Annotated in this window: 15 protein-coding genes; 6 read left to right on the plus strand and 9 right to left on the minus strand. The window is 42.6% G+C overall.

Features of this window, described 5'->3' with window-relative positions; all coding sequences use genetic code 11:
- Positions 1-44: 44 nt before the first annotated feature.
- Entirely contained in the window at positions 45-1,100 is a 1,056-nt protein-coding gene (locus AB7E53_RS02630) for a tyrosine-protein phosphatase (protein ID WP_446774018.1), read from the plus strand.
- A gap of 126 nt (positions 1,101-1,226) precedes the next feature.
- Positions 1,227-3,005: a DEAD/DEAH box helicase gene (locus AB7E53_RS02635; RefSeq protein WP_350456565.1), complete on the plus strand. Its 1,779-nt coding sequence runs from the start codon at positions 1,227-1,229 to the stop codon at positions 3,003-3,005.
- Positions 3,006-3,105: 100 nt separating this feature from the next.
- On the opposite strand, the gene AB7E53_RS02640 is transcribed toward AB7E53_RS02635, so the two are convergent.
- From AB7E53_RS02640 to ruvB, 4 genes are read right to left on the minus strand one after another with little or no spacing between them, the layout of a single operon-like run.
- Positions 3,106-5,247, minus strand: a complete 2,142-nt coding sequence (locus tag AB7E53_RS02640; protein ID WP_446774020.1) for a S46 family peptidase — start codon at positions 5,245-5,247, stop codon at positions 3,106-3,108.
- Positions 5,248-5,254: 7 nt separating this feature from the next.
- Positions 5,255-6,613 carry a TIGR00341 family protein gene (locus tag AB7E53_RS02645; protein WP_446774022.1) on the minus strand — a complete coding sequence of 453 codons (1,359 nt, stop codon included), beginning with the start codon at positions 6,611-6,613 and terminating at the stop codon, positions 5,255-5,257.
- Between the two features lie 6 nt (positions 6,614-6,619).
- On the minus strand, positions 6,620-8,113 hold the full coding sequence (locus tag AB7E53_RS02650; RefSeq protein ID WP_179399896.1) for a lipopolysaccharide biosynthesis protein: 1,494 nt from the start codon (positions 8,111-8,113) through the stop codon (positions 6,620-6,622).
- Between the two features lie 47 nt (positions 8,114-8,160).
- Positions 8,161-9,189, minus strand: a complete 1,029-nt coding sequence (gene ruvB, locus AB7E53_RS02655; protein ID WP_079682417.1) for a Holliday junction branch migration DNA helicase RuvB — start codon at positions 9,187-9,189, stop codon at positions 8,161-8,163.
- Positions 9,190-9,423: 234 nt separating this feature from the next.
- Here ruvB and AB7E53_RS02660 point away from each other — a divergent pair, with 234 nt between their 5' ends.
- On the plus strand, positions 9,424-11,628 hold the full coding sequence (locus tag AB7E53_RS02660) for a beta-glucosidase (RefSeq protein ID WP_446774024.1): 2,205 nt from the start codon (positions 9,424-9,426) through the stop codon (positions 11,626-11,628).
- Between the two features lie 114 nt (positions 11,629-11,742).
- Here the strand turns inward: AB7E53_RS02660 and AB7E53_RS02665 are convergent, their stop codons facing one another.
- The 5 genes from AB7E53_RS02665 to AB7E53_RS02685 form a co-directional block, all read right to left on the minus strand.
- Positions 11,743-12,501: a creatininase family protein gene (locus tag AB7E53_RS02665; RefSeq protein WP_079682307.1), complete on the minus strand. Its 759-nt coding sequence runs from the start codon at positions 12,499-12,501 to the stop codon at positions 11,743-11,745.
- 16 nt (positions 12,502-12,517) lie between these two features.
- Positions 12,518-12,964 carry a YhcH/YjgK/YiaL family protein gene (locus AB7E53_RS02670; protein WP_079682306.1) on the minus strand — a complete coding sequence of 149 codons (447 nt, stop codon included), beginning with the start codon at positions 12,962-12,964 and terminating at the stop codon, positions 12,518-12,520.
- Between the two features lie 32 nt (positions 12,965-12,996).
- Complete coding sequence (locus AB7E53_RS02675) at positions 12,997-14,238, minus strand: MFS transporter (RefSeq protein ID WP_446771646.1); 1,242 nt, start codon at positions 14,236-14,238, stop codon at positions 12,997-12,999.
- A gap of 591 nt (positions 14,239-14,829) precedes the next feature.
- Positions 14,830-15,546: a DNA alkylation repair protein gene (locus AB7E53_RS02680; RefSeq protein WP_446774026.1), complete on the minus strand. Its 717-nt coding sequence runs from the start codon at positions 15,544-15,546 to the stop codon at positions 14,830-14,832.
- A complete protein-coding gene (locus AB7E53_RS02685; RefSeq protein WP_446771246.1) occupies positions 15,543-16,505 on the minus strand; it encodes a 2-hydroxyacid dehydrogenase family protein in 963 nt (320 codons plus the stop codon). Before AB7E53_RS02685 ends, AB7E53_RS02680 begins: the two co-directional genes overlap by 4 nt.
- A gap of 98 nt (positions 16,506-16,603) precedes the next feature.
- Between AB7E53_RS02685 and AB7E53_RS02690 the strand changes: the two genes are divergently transcribed.
- From AB7E53_RS02690 to mnmG, 3 genes are all read left to right on the plus strand, one after another.
- Positions 16,604-17,842: a nucleoside recognition domain-containing protein gene (locus AB7E53_RS02690; protein ID WP_446772407.1), complete on the plus strand. Its 1,239-nt coding sequence runs from the start codon at positions 16,604-16,606 to the stop codon at positions 17,840-17,842.
- Positions 17,843-17,847: 5 nt separating this feature from the next.
- Positions 17,848-18,282, plus strand: a complete 435-nt coding sequence (gene ybeY / locus AB7E53_RS02695) for an rRNA maturation RNase YbeY (protein WP_446774028.1) — start codon at positions 17,848-17,850, stop codon at positions 18,280-18,282.
- Positions 18,283-18,356: 74 nt separating this feature from the next.
- Entirely contained in the window at positions 18,357-20,234 is a 1,878-nt protein-coding gene (gene mnmG / locus AB7E53_RS02700) for a tRNA uridine-5-carboxymethylaminomethyl(34) synthesis enzyme MnmG (RefSeq protein ID WP_079682300.1), read from the plus strand.
- The last annotated feature ends 36 nt before the right edge of the window (positions 20,235-20,270 follow it).

A 20,270-nucleotide genomic window follows, 5' to 3' on the forward strand; every position in this document is an offset into this window, starting at 1 on the left:
TGAGCTTGATTTTTTGTTATCTTTGCCTTATAGCTAGGGAAAAGATGTTAGTAAAAATTTTATCCATATTTATCTGCACAGCTGCTTTTACAGCCTGCTCCTCAAATGCACCCGAAATACGGGCGCTTTGCTTACGTGATGATATCGGTAATTACGTTATCAAATGGGAAAGCAATCCTCCGATGCAAGGGAATGTAAAACTTTTTGTATCAGACAACCCAGATAATTTCAATATAAACACTCCTGTTGGAAATGTAAACATCAACGATGGGGTAACAACCTACATTACCAACGACAATATGACAAGAAAATACTTTATGCTTTCATTCAACGATAAAGTATATCAGATTGTAGGCTCAAGGGGTGTCGTTATGGACAGCATACAAAACCTTCGGGACCTTGGAGGCTATACCAATAACCGGAATCTCACTACCCGATGGGGAAAAATATATCGAAGCGGCAAGCTTTCAAGATTAAGCGAATGGGATTCTATCCGGCTTAACAACCTGGGAATTAAAACTATCATCGATCTGAGAGGTACGGATGAAATTCAAAAATCACCCGTACTCTACAAGAAGATAAAGGTCGTTAATATACCAATTCCTACAGTTGATGAAGATCATATAAGCAGACTCATAATGGAAGGCAGAATGCGGAAAGGCGATGCCATTCTTTTTCTTCAGGATATGTATTTACAATTTGTTGAAGGGAACAGTAGCCAATATGCTTCGGTTATGGAGCAATTACTAAATAAAGAAAATTATCCGGTGCTTATTACCTGCTCACTTGGCAAAGACAGATCGGGCTATATTTCTGCATTGATCCTGGCTTCGCTGGGAGCTTCCGAAAGCACCATTCTTAAAGACTATACATCGAGTAACGACTGTATGGATATAACCAAAATTGCTAAAATGGCCAACGGTCTGAATTCGGACGCTCAGGAAACATTTACAGCATTACTCAATGCCGATGAAGCCTACATGGATCTGGCTCTGAAGAAAATCAGAAAAGATTATGGTTCGATGGATAAATACCTTGAAAAGGAAATAGGAATGGATGAAAAGAAACGGGAAAAACTCAAAGAAATAATGTTATACTAGCGTGAATTCGAATAATTTACGTACCTTTGCAGGCTCAGATTAATTATATATATAATCACTTATCACATTTTGAAAACATTCGAAGAATTAGGAGTTGCCGCACCGATTTTAAAGGCAATTCAAGAGATGGGCTACGAATCGCCCATGCCCGTACAGGAGGAAGTGATTCCTTTCTTACTGGGAGAAGACAACGACGTAATTGCATTGGCACAAACAGGAACAGGTAAAACGGCAGCATTTGGCCTTCCTATTCTACAGAAAATTAATGTATCCGAATATCAACCACAAGCTCTCATTCTATGTCCGACGCGTGAGCTTTGTCTGCAGATTGCAGGCGACCTGAATGACTATTCAAAATACATTGACAATTTAAAGGTTCTTCCCGTTTACGGAGGATCAAGCATTGAAAGTCAGATCAAGGCTTTAAAGCGCGGGGTACACATCATAGTAGCCACTCCAGGCCGTTTATTAGACCTTATGAACCGTAAAACGGTTGATTTGGGAACTGTCCGTTCTGTCATCATGGATGAGGCGGACGAAATGCTCAATATGGGCTTTACTGACAGCATCAATGCCATTCTGGCTGAGGTTCCGGCCTCAAGAAACATGCTTTTATTCTCAGCAACCATGCCTCAGGGAATTGCAAGTATTACTAAAAAATACATGCATAACCCAAAAGAGATTGTGATTGGGAATAAGAATGAAGGAAACAAGAATATACGTCACGTAGCTTACATTGTTCACGCACGTGACAAATATCTTGCATTGAAACGTATTGCGGATTATTATCCCAACATCTATGGTATAATCTTCTGTCGTACCCGTAAAGAAACACAGGAAATTGCAGATAAGCTCATTCAGGACGGATACAATGCCGATTCATTGCATGGAGAATTAAGTCAGGCACAGCGTGACTACGTAATGCAAAAATTTCGTGTAAAGAACATCCAGTTATTAGTTGCGACAGACGTGGCTGCTCGCGGATTGGATGTTGATGATCTTACTCACGTAATCAACTACGGCTTACCTGACGAAGTGGAATCGTACACGCACCGTAGCGGTCGTACCGGTCGTGCGGGCAAAACCGGGATTTCTATTGCAATCTGTCATATCAAGGAAAAAGGCAGAATACGAGACATCGAACGGATTATCAACAAAAAATTTGACAAGGGTGAAATGCCTTCAGGTCAGGCTATCTGTGAGAAACAGTTGCTTAACCTGGTAGATCAAATTGAAAAAGTGAAAGTAAATGAAGAGGAGATAAGTCCGCTTATGCCTGCCATTTACCGTAAGCTGGAATGGTTGGAAAAAGAGGACATCATCAAGCGTATGGTTTCACTCGAATTCAACCGTTTAATCGATTATTATAAGGATGCACAGGAGATTCAGGATGTAACAGACGACCGCTTCTCACGTAAGGAATTTGGCGAAGGAGATCGAGGCGGACGCCGTGTATCATTGGCTCAGGAGGGCTATTCAAGATTATTCCTTAATTTCGGAAAAACAGATGGATTATATCCGAATCAGCTGATCGAACTAATCAATAAATGTGTTCCGGGTAAAGTGCAAATTGGAAAAATAGATTTACGCGACAACTTCTCCTTCTTTGAGGTAGAATCGGCCGAAGCAAACCGTGTAATTCAAAGCATGTGCGGTTTTGAAATTGAAGGCAGACGTATCTCTGTAGAACCTGCACAGGGAAAGAAAGAAGGTGGTGACAGAGGTCCCCGCGGTGGAGGAGAATACAAAGGCAGACGGGATCGTAAAGATTTTGGCGACCGCAAAGAGTATGGAAGCCGCTCTTCTTACGGAAACAGAAGAGAAGAGAGTGGCGACAAACCCTGGAGACGGAACAGTGAAGACAGAAATTCACGCAAACCGAGCAACAGCAGATACCGTCGGTAAGAAAACATTTTCTATAAAATAAAGATAGCCACCTGTTAATTCTCAATCAGAGAATTTGAACAGGTGGCTATTTTACGTTAAACAGGCAGCTTTATAAAGCCTATTTCACTAGTTTTAGTTCGTTGATCAGTCGAGGACACTTACCCCACTTATCTATCATAAACAACACATAGCGGATATCTACCGAAATGGTTCGCTGTAATTCCGGTTCGAAAGCAATATCTCCACTCATAGCTTCCCAGTTTCCATCAAATGCAAGTCCTATCAGACGGGCGTTTTTATCAAAAACCGGACTACCTGAGTTTCCTCCGGTAATATCATTATTGGACAAAAAGCAGAGATTCATATCCCCATTGCCATTGCCGTACTGGCCAAAATCCTTCCGTTTAAGCAAGTCTAAAATCTCTGGTTGTACCCAGAATTCATCACTTTTAGGATCTTCTTTTTCAAAAACACCTTTGGTGGTTGTATAGTAAGTATACCATGCAGCATCGTAAGGTTGGTAGCCTCCCACTGAACCATAGCTTACACGCATGGTAAAATTAGCATCAGAAGACAGAGCCTTATCGGGATACATTTCCTTAAGTCCGGCAAAATACAAGCGTTCCCCTTTCGCTATATCGAATTGGGTCTCACCCAGGAACTGCTGCATCTCAAAAAGAGAAATCAGTACCGAAAGGCTTAATTTGTAAGCAGGATCTTGCTTTAACTTTTCATATTTAGCCGGATTTTTAAGAGCTTCGGCTACCTTATCAATAGAAGTAAATGAAGTTTTCTTAAATAAATCTGCAGCATAACGGGCATAGTCACCTTTGTACTTTTTATCGATAGAAGGATAAATATCGGGCAGATACTGAGCAGGCACACGCTTTTTAACCACCTCCATCATTGCTCCCAGGACTTTCTGATCTAAAGAAGCTTCATAATCCTTGAAGAAATCTTTAATCTGATTTTCTAAGATATAGTCTATTTCTTCGGGTGTTGAGTTCTGTACATCTACCGATTGAACCATCCGGGCTAACTTAATAATCTCTGCACCTCCGGCGAAAGCCTCGCTTAAGTAGGTTGCAATCTGGCGATATTCATTACTTCCGGTATATCCCTTTTCCAGCAGAGTCAGCACTTCTCCATATTTTTCCTGACGTTGAGGAGACTGCGCAACCCAGGCAGCAAATTCCTTTTCCTGTTCTTGTTTACGCTCGAAAACATTCAGGTTAGCCAATCCACGGTTCATTCCGATTGAATTTTTCCAATAATTGGAACTTCCCTGATATTTAGAGGCATACTTGATTCGTACAGCATCACTTGCCTGCATAGCCTCTTTCCAGATATCCTGCTTGATTTCGCGAACTTCAATACGAGGTTTATTGCTATTTTCAACACGCTGCTGTACGCCCCATGAACACAGATAACGATCGGTGCTGCCCGGGAAACCAATGGTCATGGCATAATCCTTATCCTGATACCCCTGCAAAGAAACTTCAGGTACGTAACGAGGCTTGTATGGCTTATTTCCAGCCGCATATTCGACCGGTTCATTACTTTCCGAAGCATATACCCGGAAAACAGAGAAGTCGCCTGTATGACGCGGCCACATCCAGTTATCCGTATCTCCTCCAAATTTACCTACAGAGCTGGGAGGAGTAAACACCAGACGAACATCATTAAACACATCGTATACCTGCATGTAATAAACATTGTTATTATAATAGGGATATACCTCGGCATACTGTGTTGCGTTATTACCCACAGAATCACACAAAACATTGCTGATTGAATCTGCAGCCTGAATACGTGCTACCTCATCAGTAATTGTATCAATAACAGCCATAATGCGGTCTGTGACATTGATTGTTTTCTTCAGGAATTTAACGGATAGTCCCGGAACCGGGAGTTCTGCCTCCTTGGTTTGCGATACAAATCCATCTTTCAAATAATCATGTTCAACACTACTAAGGCTTTGGATAGAACCAAATCCACAATGATGGTTGGTAAAAATCAATCCCTGCTCTGAAACAGCAATACCGGTACAGCCACCACCAAAAATTACCACTGCCTGGCTTAAACTCGCCTGTTCTTCACTGTGTAAGCTGTCGTACGGAAGATTGAAGCCAAGCTCTTTCATCCGTTCCAGGTTTTGTTTGTTCAACTCATTTAGCAGCCACATGCCTTCATCGGCCCGTACACTGCTTACTGCAATAAGAAGCAGCAATAAAGGCCACAATCTTCTCATAAACGTCATTCTTTAGTTATTCAATTAGTAATTTAATATTCTTCATTTTAATTCTGGCGACCAACCATTCCCTTAGCTTATCCTGATCGGTTTTACTGATTTGTTTTGTGCTTTTAAGATAAACAAGCATCACGGTATCCTGTTTAAGACTATCAGTCTTCATTACAAAGGAACGAGAGAAGGAAGCCTCCTGAACGGTTGGAAATAATACCCGCATTTCAGGCAGAAGTTGCGATGTCAATAAGCCATAACTTTTATATTGGTCTAACGATTTCTTGAGGGAATCTATAGTGAAAGACTGTATACGAAGCACCTCTTCACTATTTTTATATAAATCCTGCAGAAGCAAGCTTTTCAATTCATTTACATCAGTCGCCTTTTCCCCAAACCCTTGTTCAACAATAAGTGAAGTTCCATCCAACCCATAGTTTTTCATTCGAAGTCGGGCGTTATCAATAAGCCCCTGAGGCACATGCTGACCAATAAACACTACCTTTATTTCCTGGGTATCTCTAGTCAGGGTAACCGATTTGCTTAACAATTGGGTGTTGGGAAAGACCAGCTCCTGGTTTATATACCTTGTAACACGATCGTTAAAGTAACTGGTACGAATTAAATTATAGCTTAAAAACAGACTGGGGACCAATGTAAAAAATACGATTATGCCTACATAGCGGTGTACCGTTTTCTCTCTGGCCTTGTCAAGAAAAACTTTCTTGGGATATTTCAGTACGCGTACCACAAGATAGGTTGCCACACTGATAAAAACGGTATTGATAAAGAAGAGATAAAAAGCGCCAAAAAAGTAATACAAATTCCCGGTGGCTATACCGTATCCGGCAGTACAGAGAGGCGGCATCAACGCAGTAGCAATGGCAACACCCGGAATAACATTTCCTTTGGATTTGGTAGAGCTGGCAATGATTCCTGCTAAACCTCCAAAAAAAGCTATCAGAACATCGTATACCGTAGGCTGGGTTCGTGCCAGTAATTCACTTTGCGCCTCACTGATGGGTGAAATCATAAAATAGAAAGAAGAGGTAATTACACTGAAAATGGTTGCTGTGGCAAAATTACGGAACGACCGTTTGATCATATCAAAATCAGATATACCCAATCCAACTCCAAAACCCATGATTGGCCCCATAAGAGGAGAAATCAACATGGCACCTATTATTACAGCTGTAGAGTTCGTATTGAGACCTAAAGAGGCGATAAACGTAGCAAAAATCAGGACCCAAAGGTTTGTTCCTTTGAATTCAATTCCTTTGCTAATAGTCTCAATTGTTTCCAGTTCGTCTTCCTTATCCTGACGGACATCAAAATTCCGAACAAAAAAATCGGCTAACTTACTACGAAATACTCTTTTATCCATATCTCTCTATTTTAGAAAACGACCAATATAAGGAAGTTCACGCAAGGGTAAATCTCGCTTTATAACAAATGCTATAAACACTCCTAACAGTAACGTGCGGTACAGTAATCTGATTGCTTCAGAGCTAATCACCGGCAACATACCGACAGCGTATAGAATTCCTGCTGCCACAAAGTAAATAAAAGCAGACCGTAAATCATACTTAATTGGGAACTTCTTTTGGCCCACAAGATAGGAGATAACCATCATTAACAAATTGCAGGCGAAAGAGGCCCATGCGCAGGCCATAAAGCCATACAAAGGGGCAAAAAACACGATAATGCAGACCGTAACCACACATCCCAATGTTGAAAAATAGGCACCCCATTGAGTCTGATCGCTCAATTTATACCAAAGAGACAGATTAAAATAGATTCCGAAGAATAGTTCTCCCAGCATAACAATGGGGACAACCTTTAATCCGGGGTAATAATCCGGAGCAACGAAATATTTTAAAATATCCAGATAAAACATAACTCCAAGGAAAATAAGCAGCGAAAAAATAATAAAATATTTCATTGCCTCCGCATAGGACTTTCGGTTGTCTTCACTTTTGTTTTTTGCAAAAATGAATGGTTCATAGGCAAAGCGGAAAGCCTGGGTGAACATAACCATGATAACTGCTATTTTAAAACATGCTCCATAAATTCCCAATTGTTCTGTAGCGTACACCTTGTCTTCGAACAGAAATGGAAACAATATCTTGTCGGCTGTCTGATTAAAGACTCCGGCCAATCCCAGAATAAGGATAGGTAACGAATAGCGAAGCATCTTTTTTAACAAGCTGGCATCAAAAGAATATGTAAAACCTCTCAATTCTTTTACCAACAGTAGTAAACACAATACAGAGCCTATCAAATTTGCAATAAATACATAGCCAACGCCATAATCAGGAATATAGAACCAGCTTATCAACGATGGATGATTCGTATAAATCCAGGGACATACCACTAAAAGAAAGATATTTAAAGCAATGTTCAGGAATATAATCAACAATCGGATAGAGGCGAATTTGATTGGACGGTTTGCATATCTTAAATAGGCAAACGGAATTGCAGTAAAGGCATCCAGTGAGACAATAAGGATAAGCATGGCGACATATTCGGGATGTTCGGCATACCCAAGGGAATTGCTTATCGGAAGTAAAAAGATCAATCCTGCTATTGTAAATAAAACAGATGTAAACCCTACGGATATAAGTGTTGTACTGTATACCTGCATCGGATTCTTGATCTCTTTTTTATTGATAAACCGGAAAAAGCCGGTTTCCATTCCATAGGTGAGCAGCACCAGTAAAAGGGCTGTCCATCCGTAAAGATTGGTCATAACACCAAATTCGCCTGTGCCTGCCAGAACCCGGCTGTACATAGGAACAAGAAGCCAGTTTAGCATCCTGCCTAATATACTGCTTAATCCATATACAGCTGTGTCTTTAGCCAGCCGTTTCATTCCTCCTGCCATAATTTTATAAAATCGTTCAGTCTGATTGTTTTTTCACCAGATTAGTGTTATTCGTCAAAAAGAAATCCCTGCGATGACCCCGGTTTACGTCCAAGATGGCGGTAGGCAAGTTCTGTAACTTCCCTGCCCCTTGGTGTCCGTTTAATAAAACCCTCCTTGATAAGAAATGGCTCATACACCTCCTCCAAAGTTCCCGGATCTTCGCCCAATGCTGTTGCGATGGTTGTTATGCCTACCGGTCCGCCACCAAACTTATCGATAATGGTAGTAAGCAATTTGTTGTCGATCTGATCGAGCCCATAGCGGTCTATATTCAATGCTTCCAGGGAATAACAAGCAATATCGCTGTCAATATTTCCATTACCTTTAACCTGGGCGAAATCTCTTACACGACGAAGCAGAGCATTGGCAATACGGGGTGTGCCTCTACTTCTGGATGATATTTCGCGGGCTGCATTCAGTTCGCATTTAACATTCAAAATATCCGCACTACGCAAAATAATTTTAGTCAGCGTATCCATATCATAATATTCCAAATGCATATTAATACCGAAACGGGCACGGAGGGGACTGGTAAGCAATCCGCTTCGGGTGGTGGCACCAACCAATGTAAATGGGCACAAATCCAACTGAATCGAACGGGCACTCGGTCCTTTGTCTATCATAATATCGATGCGGTAATCTTCCATGGCCGAGTACAAATACTCCTCGACGACGGGACTAAGCCGGTGTATCTCGTCAATAAAAAGAACGTCGTTTTTTTCGAGGGAAGTAAGCACGCCCGCTAAATCTCCCGGTTTATCAAGCACAGGACCACTGGTCACTTTAAATCCTACACCCAATTCATTAGCCAGGATATTACTTAATGTCGTTTTTCCTAAGCCGGGAGGACCGTGTAACAACACATGATCCAGCGCCTCTTTACGCATGCGTGCAGCCATGACAAAGACTTTAAGGTTTTCAACCACTTTATCTTGTCCGCTAAAACTATCAAACGTTAACGGACGAAGTGCATTTTCATACTCCCGTTCGTTATCGTTTATGCGAGGTTCGCGTATATCAAAATCGTCTTCCATCATTTCCTTTTAACCAATTAACCTGCAAAGTTATAAATATGTACGATAAGACTCGTTAAAAATAAACAAAAAGGAGGTGTTTTTATCTACTATAATGGAGAGTAAGGGGATGTTTTGTAAACAATGAGAGACATCGGCGTTCGAATTTGGCAATTCAACAGCTCCTTTTTAAGGTTATCCTATACATTTGTATTTCGAATATCAATCACATGAGTAAAAACACGTAGTAGAAGAATGAAAATTAAGAAATTAATGACGGCTCTTTTAGCCACTTTCCTTGTAATGCATGGAGGTTTACAGGGACAAGTTTCAAAAAAAGAAAATCCACAAATGGAAAAGCGCATTCAGAAACTCATCAGTAAGATGACATTGAAGGAAAAAACCGGCTTGTTGCACGGCAATTCCAAGTTTTTTGTATCGGGAGTATCTCGTCTAGGTATCCCGGAATGGAGTCTTTCGGACGGCCCCCACGGTGTACGTGCCGAAATTAATCGTCACGACTGGGGGTATTCAAACTGGACGACCGACTCGGCAACCTATTTTCCTACGGGTACAGCTTTTGCTGCTGCCTGGAATCCCGAATTGGCCCGTCGTCGCGGAGAGGTTCTGGGTGAAGAAGCCCGATTCCGTAAAAAAGATGTGCTTCTGGGCCCGGGAGTAAATATCATCCGGAGTCCGCTTGGAGGAAGGAACTTTGAATACATGAGCGAGGATCCATACCTGAACGCCCGTCTTGCTGTTCCTTATATTCAGGGACTGCAGTCGCGGGATGTGGCAGCCAGTGTAAAGCATTACCTGGCAAACAACCAGGAAACCAACCGTACCACGGTTGATGTGCTTATGAGTGAACGTGCACTCCGGGAGATCTATCTTCCGGCTTTTAAAGCAGCAGTTGAAGAAGGTGGAAGTTACACCATCATGAATGCATATAATAAGTTCAGAGGAGATTGGTGTTCTGAAAATATCTATATCAACCGCACGCTGCTCCGTGATGAAATGGGATTCAAGGGGGTGACAATGACCGACTGGGGTGGCTCACACAGCACAGTTAAAGCTGCTTTAGCCGGCCTCGACCTGGAGATGGGTACCATGGTGGACGATTACAATCAGTGGTATTTTGCAGATCCTCTGATTGAGGCTGTAAAAAGCGGTGCTGTTCCGGAAAGTATTGTAGATGAAAAGGTGGCCAATGTATTGCGTGTGATGATACAGACCAATGTCCTGGATCCGAAGAAGCGTTTCAACAAGGCAAGCATGAATACCCCCGAACATCAGCAAGCCGCTTATCAGTCGGCCGTAGAATCCATTGTTCTTCTTAAAAATGAGAACAACCTGCTTCCGCTGGATGTGAATAAAATCAATTCCATCGCAGTTCTGGGTGATAATGCGACCCGATTGCATGCCAACGGAGGATTAAGTTCAGAAATCAAAGCATTATACGAAATTACACCGTTACAGGGAATTCAAAACAAACTGGGTGATAGAATAAAGATCAACTATGCGCAGGGATACGAAAAGCTCTCAACCTTTGTGGAAGGCTCTAACAACGGACAGAATCCCGGAAATTTCAAGGGAGGAGGCGAGCTTGACAAGGCTGTCTTAAAGGAAGCCGTTGAGACTGCTCGGAAATCGGATATTGCTATTATCTATGCCGGACTGAACCATGACTATGATACAGAATCGTCGGACAAGCAAGGGTATGCCCTACCCTACGGACAAGTACAGCTTATCCAGGAGGTATGCAAAGTGAATCCGCGTACCATCGTGGTGATTATAGCCGGATCGCCGGTTGATATGGCTGCAATAGACATCTGTGCTCCTGCAGTAGTTTGGGGATGGTTTAACGGTATGGAGGCTGGGAATGCCATTACCGATATTCTGACAGGAAAGGAAACTCCGACCGGCAAAATGCCTTTCTCAGTTCCGGTTTCGTTGGATCAGTCCCCCGCCCATGCATATAACAACTTTCCGGGTCAGAATCTGGTAGTTCGTTACGACGAAGATATTCTGGTAGGCTACCGATGGTTCGACACAAAGAAATTGCCTGTAGTATATCCATTTGGGTACGGATTATCCTATACATCCTTCGAATTCGGACAGATGAATACGGATAAAACAGAATATACTGTAAACGATTCCATTGAGGTGAGCTTTACCCTTAAAAACACGGGGATACGTAAAGGGGCTGAAGTAGCACAGCTATACGTAAGTGATCCTGTTTGCTCGGTAATGCGCCCTGCGAAAGAGTTGAAGGCATTCGAAAAGGTATTCCTCAATCCGGGCGAAACCAGGGAAGTTATCCTGAAAGTGCCAGTCGGCAGTTTTGCCTTCTGGAGTGAAGCCGAGAACAAATTTGTTGTGGAACCGGGAGAATTCATCCTTAGTCTGGCTACATCGGCACAAGACATCAAGCAAACTTTACGTATTCAGGTTAAGTAAAAAATATAGTCTGAAACTATAAAACAACGGCTCCCGGCAATCTTTACGAGATTATTCCGGGAGCCGTTTCTATTACTTTACCACCTATTTTCAATTTTAACTGTTCGGAAATTTTCAGAGATAAACCTCTTTTGATCCTATTTCCGTAAATAAAAGAGCCAGTTTCTCTATAACAGCTTTGGCATATCGCTCGCCCTTTTCGGGAGTCGATTTACGTGGATCACCAATACCAGTGTCTGCAGAAACTTTACTCCAGTAACGAGGCAGCCATGCTATTTGAGCATTCAGCGAAGACAAAGCAAAAGGCTTAGAAGTCCCTTCACCCGCCTCATCCAGGTTTACAAGCTCGGGATGATAATACATCATTACTGAAGTTTCCAATTCTCCGGCATGATCATCCTTATTTTCAAAGTAACCCTCCTGGGGCACTATACCATACCAATTGGTGATGGCAATCAGAAAATCGGGGAAATCGACAGACAAATCGCGGATCATGTTTTTGAAACTGTTTCCTCCATGCCCGTTTACAATTATCAGCTTACGGATACCTTGTAAATGCAATGCGGCAACAACATCACCCAAAATAGCCCTTTGGGTTTCGTAACGTGCATGCAGACAAAACGGATAATCCCTCTGACCAGGGTTCTGGGAACCATACGTAACCGGAGGAAGCACCATACACCGTACTCCCGATTCACTAAATGCCTTTTCGGCTGCATCCACAGAAGTACGATGAGACAAGATACAGTCGGTAAGATAAGGCAAATGATAATTATGCGGCTCGGTAGCTCCCCAGGGAAGAATAGCCACATCGTAAGAAAGATCTTTTACGCTACCGTAACAGGAAACAGACAAATCAATTTCTTTATTCATAATCAGCAAGTTTATTTCATAGCTTCACCTTGGCGATGAGCTTCCGGATTTTACCCTCTCCAATTAGGGGAGCATGCGGATCTTCCGGGTACACAATCATAAATTCACCAGGTTGAAGATGTACAAATGTACTTGGTTTATCTGAATAAAGCGCACAATCGCCCTCTTTTTCGTATGGTTTTATCTCCTGTTTTAAATCTTCAATTACCTTCCAGCCAATAGTTTCGGCTCCTTCAAGCAGGATATGCACATCGATGTAGTCGCGGTGCAGCTCTAGTACCTGTTTCTCTGCCGGCACACATTCTGGATTCACATTGTTGATAAACAAGTTGTCGCCATCAATCACAATACGTCCCAGTTCGGCATGCAGAAGGTCGTTGTTCTTTACGTAATCAAAAAGCGTTTTGAATAGCGGATGAAGTGCCTCCACCCGGCTACTATTCGATAAATTGGATACAATCATTTTGTTGCTATTATAAAATGTTACGTATTATACTATTCCAGCATATTGTCTGTTTTGGGTCGTAAAAAGAACAGCTGAGCTGCCAGGGCAATAAAAACGATACCGGCCAGCATCGCAAATCCGGCACCTAAATTGCCTCCATCAGCCCACCGGCCAAGCAGGTCGGTTATAAATGCTCCGGCAAATACCCCCACCATATTCATCACCCCATAGGCTGTAGCACGATTTTTGGATGATACAAACTGGCAGAGAATAGGCATATTATTTGCATCAAACAAACCATATCCGATACCGAAACAAAGGGCTGCCCCCACTACGCTCATCAATCCACTTCCATATCCCAGCAGAAGCAGTGAAGGGATTGTCATGCCTAATCCGATGGCTCCGGTGTAAACCCTGCCACGTATATTTTTCTGTACCCATTTATCCGACAAGATTCCTCCGGCAATAACCCCTATAAAAGAGGATACGGCGATGGTAATAGTCGCAATGGGTCCAGCCTGCGACATGGGGATATTCAAACTGTCGGCAAAGAGTGTAGGCAACCAGTTCTTGGTAGCCCATCCCGGCAGACTTGGAGCTGCAAAGTAAAGCAGGATAATCCAGAAAGAAAGGTTTGAAAACAACATTCCCAGTCCTTTAAATAATGACTTCTTTTCTTTAGGCGAAGCAGAAGATTCTGTTTTAGTCTCTGCAAAAGAACTTTTTTTATCCTTCAGAAAAATCATTAACAGGAGAGCATATACAATTCCAATAATCCCAAACCAATGAAAGGTGGTATTCCATGAGAATGCAGCTGCTACGGTTGCCCCGAATCCTCCGATAGCCTGCCCGGTATACAAACCGGTCATATGTATCCCAACGGCCAGCGACCGTGATTTACCAGTATGATAGTCGGCAATCAACGATAATCCGGCTGGAATATAAAGAGCTTCACTAACCCCCATCAGTGCCCTGAGCCAATAAATCTGGTGAAACGTTTCCGCCTCACCCATGAGGGATGTAACAACCGACCAGACAAATAAACTTCCAACAATTAACCATTTTCGGTTCATACGGTCAGCAATAATTCCTGAAATCGGACTCATCAATCCGTAAATCCAGAGAAATACAGCCATTAACCGGCCAAAATTAGTAGCCGATTGTAATTCTATAATATCAACCTGCATGGCAGATTTCATTGTAGATAACATTTGTCTATCCATGTAATTTAGTAATGCAACCCCCCAAAGCATCGCAACTACAAGCCATGGATAAATGTTTTTGTTTTTCATAATACCGTGTTTTATAATTAGAAGTCACAAATTTATAAATGTTTTTCTATAAACAACTAACAATAAATAAATATTTTTATTATATTAACCCATGTTTATAACAATACTATCGTAATGCAAGCTAAATGAGCATCTATTGATTAATGTTGGGCAACCCAATTATATGTCTCATCTTTCCTTATATCTTTCGCGGAGAAAAGTATATACTTTTTGGTGAATAAGTATATACTTTTTATTCAAAAAGTACTAACAAATTTTACAACAAGGGATACATGTGACTCGCATGGAATAAGGCTTACACTGCCCAAATAATGGGTAATGAAATTAAGATACCCGGTTGCATCAGATCTCGGAACAGGGAAACAAAACAGTTGCTGTCCTGCCCAATTCCGACAATTAATTTGCAATAATATCCTTCACTTCCTTCACTTTTCAATCTAAATAGCTATATGTAAGGCACATAGGTGTCGAACGGATTTAATTATCCTTCACTTTTTCATGAATATCCTTCACTTTTCAGCTATTTTCCTTCACTTTATGTTTCATTTTACCCTTTATCCTTCACCCAGGAGGCGTCGGCTGACAAGAACATCACTTGTTTTTGATCTGCTTAACAGATAAAAACGCTTTTCTTTCTGTTTCCGGATAGTGCTCAATGGCATATCTTAACGAAGTGCGGGGCATCAGACTTGCATTACGCTCAAGAAAATCGGTAAGCGCAGCCCGGTCTTTTTTCCCTACTTCTCGCAACATCCATCCAATAGCTTTGTGCATAAGATCGTGTTCGTGATTCAGTAACTTCCCGGCAAGAGCGAACGTATCCAGAAACTCGCCTTTACGTATAAATGCGATGGTCGAAACAACAGCGATACGTTGTGACCATAAGTGCTTACTCTCTGCCAGCTCATACAAGCGGGAGCGGTCTTTGTCCAAAAGGTAATTACCTACAATGTATGGACAGCTGATATCTACCAGGTCCCAGTTGTTAATATAATCGATATGATTCAGATAGAAGTCGAATAATACACCTCTTTGGAGCTCGTTGGCTTTTTTAAATTGTTCCACCAGAATAAGTAAAGCACAAAGACGGGCTTCGTGGTATTTACTTTGTATCAGCAGTTCGATTTCCGAAAGGGGTGTATTTTTGTTTGCCTTCGCGATGCTTCGTGTAAGCGGAACCACCAAGCCCAGAAAGAGATCTCCTTCTGCATACTGCCCTTCTCCGGTCTTGAAGAATCGCTGCAGGAACGACGCTTTTTCCGGATTTGCAACAGACAGCAGCTCTTGCAGTATGAAAGTGGCTGTCATGGGCGTAATACGCGCGATACGGCACGGTCGCCTTCAAGAAAGCCTATTACATTATTGGCCACTGCACGGGCCATGGCAATGCGGGCATCCATGGTTTGGGTTCCTATATGAGGTGTAAGAACCACGTTGTCCATTTCCAGCAATTCGGGAAGCGGATAATCTCCGAACTCAAAAACATCCAGTCCGGCTCCACGTATGATTCCTTCTTGCAGAGCCTTCACCAAAGCATGCTCGTCAACCAGCGGGCCTCTGCCTGTATTGATTAGGATGGCCGAAGGTTTCATCTGCTTCAATTCCGGTTCGCCTATAATGTGATACGTATCCTGGTTGTACGGAACATTTAATGATACGAAATCGGATTGAGCCAGCAACTCTTCCATTGACACAAAAGAAGCTCCCAATTTTGTTTCTTCTTCGATATACAGCGGACGACGGTTGTTATATATCACATTCATTCCACAAGCACGGGCTCTTTTACAAAGGGCTTTGCCAATACGTCCAAGGCCAATAATTCCTAAAGTTTGTCCGGTTATCGAAACCCCGAGATTCTCAAGGACTCCCACTTTCATAGCCTTTCCCAACGTACGGAGTTTCCTGTCACATTCTGTAATCCGGCGGGCCGTATCCAGCATCAATCCCAAGGCAAGATTCGCGGTAGGAGCTGTAACCGGGTCGGGGGTGTTGGCTACTGTAAGACCCTTCGACAGGGCATAGGCAACATCAATATTGTTATACCCAACAGCATAATTGGCAATTAATTTCAAGTTGACTCCCCGATCAATCAAAGCCTTGTCCACAGGAAAATCAAACATGGAACAAAGTACATCGTATTGGGGTATCATTTCCGAAATTTCATCGTAAGAAAAATCCCGGCCATTGGGGAATGTCACCTCATATTTGTTTTCCAATTCGGTAAAACCCTCTCTGAACATATCGAATGTAACAAGTATCTTCTTCATATCGTTCGTTATAAATTCTTTACAGGCGCCAAATTTAAACAAAACAAATCCTTAATACAAAGAAGAATTACTACTTTTGTAGGTTAAAAGAGATTACTATGGTATTGAACTACATCTGGATCGCCTTTTTTCTTGTTGCCTTTGTGGTGGCAATGGGCAAATTAATATTTGGCGGCGACGTAGCTGTATTTACAGATATAATTAACGCGTCTTTCGATTCAGCCAAAACCGGGTTTGAGATATCTTTAGGACTAACCGGTATCCTTTCGCTTTGGCTGGGGATTATGAAAGTTGGAGAGAAAGGCGGGGTTATCCAGCGCTTTGCAAAAATGGCTGCGCCGGTGTTCAGTAAACTTTTCCCGGGAATTCCTGCCGGACATCCGGCTACAGGGGCCATATTCATGAACTTTTCGGCCAATTTGCTGGGATTGGATAATGCCGCCACCCCCATGGGACTAAAAGCGATGCAGGAGATGCAGTCTTTCAATAAATCGAAAGATACGGCCAGCGATGCCATGATCATGTTTTTATGCATAAATGCTTCGGGGCTTACAATCATTCCCATAACCATCATGATGTACCGGGCGCAATTAGGAGCCGCCAATCCTTCGGATGTATTCCTGCCCATCCTGTTGGCAACATTTATCTCCACCCTTGTGGCAATCGTTACGGTGTGTTTGAAACAACGGATCAATATGTTGCAAAAGGAGCTGGTTCTCTTTTTCGGGGGACTTGCTCTTTTTATCGGAGGTATCATCTGGTACTTCAGTACGCTCCAGCAGGAACAGATATCGCTTTATTCGACGGTCTTCGCCAATACACTTTTATTTACTATTATCTGCGGGTTCCTGATAAGTGGAGTGCGCAAAAAAATAAATGTCTACGATGCGTTTATCGAAGGGGCAAAGGAGGGTTTTAAAACAGCGATAACCATTATTCCGTATCTTATAGCGATACTGGTAGGTATCGGTGTATTCCGTGCCTCCGGAGCGATGGACTTCATAATAGAAGGTGTTAAATTCGGGATAGGATCCTTGGGTATCGATACCGAATTTGTTGGAGCACTGCCTACCATATTGATGAAACCGCTAAGCGGAAGCGGGGCCCGTGGGATGATGCTGGATGCAATGAATACCTATGGAGCCGATTCGTTTGTAGGCCGTTTGGCCTGCACTGCGCAGGGAGCCTGCGACACGACATTTTATGTGGTTGCCCTATACTACGGAAGCGTAGGTATCCGGCATACACGTTACACCGTACAGTGTGCTTTATTGGCAGATCTGGCAGGAGCCATTGCAGCCATCGTACTTGCTTATTTATTCTTTTCACACACTTAACAAAAATGGCAATAGCTTATTACGCGGAAGAGGTAAAGCTTCCCGCTATAAAAAAGAAAGCGGTTGGCGACTGGATCAGAAAAGTGGCCTCGCTTTATGGCAAAAGAACAGGCGATATCAGTTACATCTTCTGTTCGGACGAGAAGATTCTGGAGGTTAACAAACAGTATCTTCAACACGATTATTATACAGATATAATCTCCTTCGACTATACTGAGGGAACTAAAATATCCGGTGATTTGTTTATTAGTTTAGATACAGTAAAAAGCAATTCCGAAAATTTCGGGACAGATTACACTGAAGAGTTGCATCGTATTATTATTCACGGCATATTACATCTTTGCGGCATAAACGACAAAGGGCCGGGTGAAAGGGAAATAATGACTCAAAAAGAAAATGAGGCATTGGCACTTCTCCCTGAGGAAGATAGGGAATCATAACCTACAACTCTGTATTACAGATACTTATATGCATCAAACAGTAATCGTTTACTGATACAATAAAAGTTTATACAATGAATTTTAAATATGACGTAATTGTTGTGGGAGCAGGTCATGCCGGCTGTGAAGCCGCCGCTGCTGCTGCTAATATGGGATCCAGGACACTCCTCATCACAATGGATATGAACAAAGTCGCACAGATGAGTTGCAATCCGGCTGTGGGTGGTATTGCCAAGGGGCAGATTGTTCGCGAAATAGATGCCCTGGGCGGATATATGGGTATTGTTACAGACAATACAGCTATCCAATTCCGAATGCTTAACAGATCGAAAGGTCCGGCCATGTGGAGTCCTCGTGCCCAAAGTGACCGTGCTAAATTTATACAGGAATGGCGGGGTATTCTCGAAAACCTCCCCAACCTTTACATGTGGCAGGATACTGTGCGTGAGCTAATCGTAGAAGATGGCAGGGTATGCGGGGTAAAAACATATATGAATGTAGAGTTCAGGGCAGGTGCCGTAGTGCTTACCAATGGAACTTTCCTCAATGGACTGATCCATATCGGTCGCACACAATTAGGAGGAGGACGAATGTCGGAACCTGCTGCATTCGGATTAACCGAACAGCTGGTTAGCTTAGGTATGGAGGCCGGACGAATGAAAACCGGAACACCTGTACGTATTGACGGACGCAGTGTTCATTTTGAAGAAACAGTAGAACAAAAAGGAGAAAATGATTTCCATAAATTTTCGTACCTCGACTATAAACCCCGAAAGTTAAAACAGCTTAGCTGCTGGACGCTTTATACAAACGAATCTGTTCATGATGTACTGAGGAGCGGACTGGCTGATTCTCCGATGTACAACGGACAAATCCAGAGTATAGGTCCGCGTTACTGTCCAAGTATTGAAACAAAGATTGTAACGTTTGCCGACAAAACGCAACACCAGCTTTTCCTCGAGCCTGAAGGGGAGACTACCCAGGAATACTACCTGAACGGATTCTCTTCTTCGCTGCCTCTCGACATACAATTACGTGCACTCAGAGAAATTCCGGCATTTAGGGATGTTCACATCTACCGCCCGGGCTATGCCATCGAATATGACTTCTTTATGCCTACCCAGCTGCATCATTCGCTGGAGACCAAACTCATCAAGAATCTTTTCTTTGCGGGTCAGATTAATGGCACAACAGGATACGAAGAAGCAGGGGGACAGGGTATCATTGCGGGGATCAATGCCCACATCGGATGCCATGGCGGGGATCCGTTTATCCTTGGCAGAGACGAGGCATACATTGGGGTTTTAATAGATGATTTGGTAACCAAGGGGGTAGACGAGCCATATCGCATGTTCACATCCAGGGCCGAATACAGAATCCTGCTTCGACAAGACGATGCCGATGTGCGGCTTACTCAAAAAGCAGCCGAGATCGGACTTGCCAAACAGGATCGGCTGGATCTGCTGAAAGATAAAGAGGCCCTGTGTGATATGATTATAAGTTTTGCAAACAACTACTCTATAAAGCCCCAATACATAAATCCTGGATTAGAAGCTTTAGAGGCTACTCCCTTGAAACAAGGATGTAAACTTATCGACCTTATTACACGTCCTCAATTAAACATTAACAATCTGTCCGAGCTGGTTCCTTCTTTCAGACAAGTTCTGGATAAGCTTCCGGAATCACGTAAGGAAGAAATTATTGAAGCAGCCGAAATACGGATTAAATACGATGGCTACATTCGAAGAGAACAACTGATTGCCGATAAAATAAACAGACTGGAACATATTAAGATTAAAGGGAAGTTTGTTTACAACGACATTCAATCGCTCTCGACAGAAGCCAGACAGAAGCTTACAAAGATCGATCCGGACACCATTGCTCAGGCAAGTCGGATTCCTGGCATTTCTCCCAGCGACATCAACATATTACTGGTTCTTCTAGGTAGATAATGCCGTTTTGTTCCACGTGAAACACATTGCAAAAAA

It is taken from the genome of Macellibacteroides sp., from assembly GCF_050251695.1.
GTDB lineage: Bacteria > Bacteroidota > Bacteroidia > Bacteroidales > Tannerellaceae > Macellibacteroides > Macellibacteroides fermentans.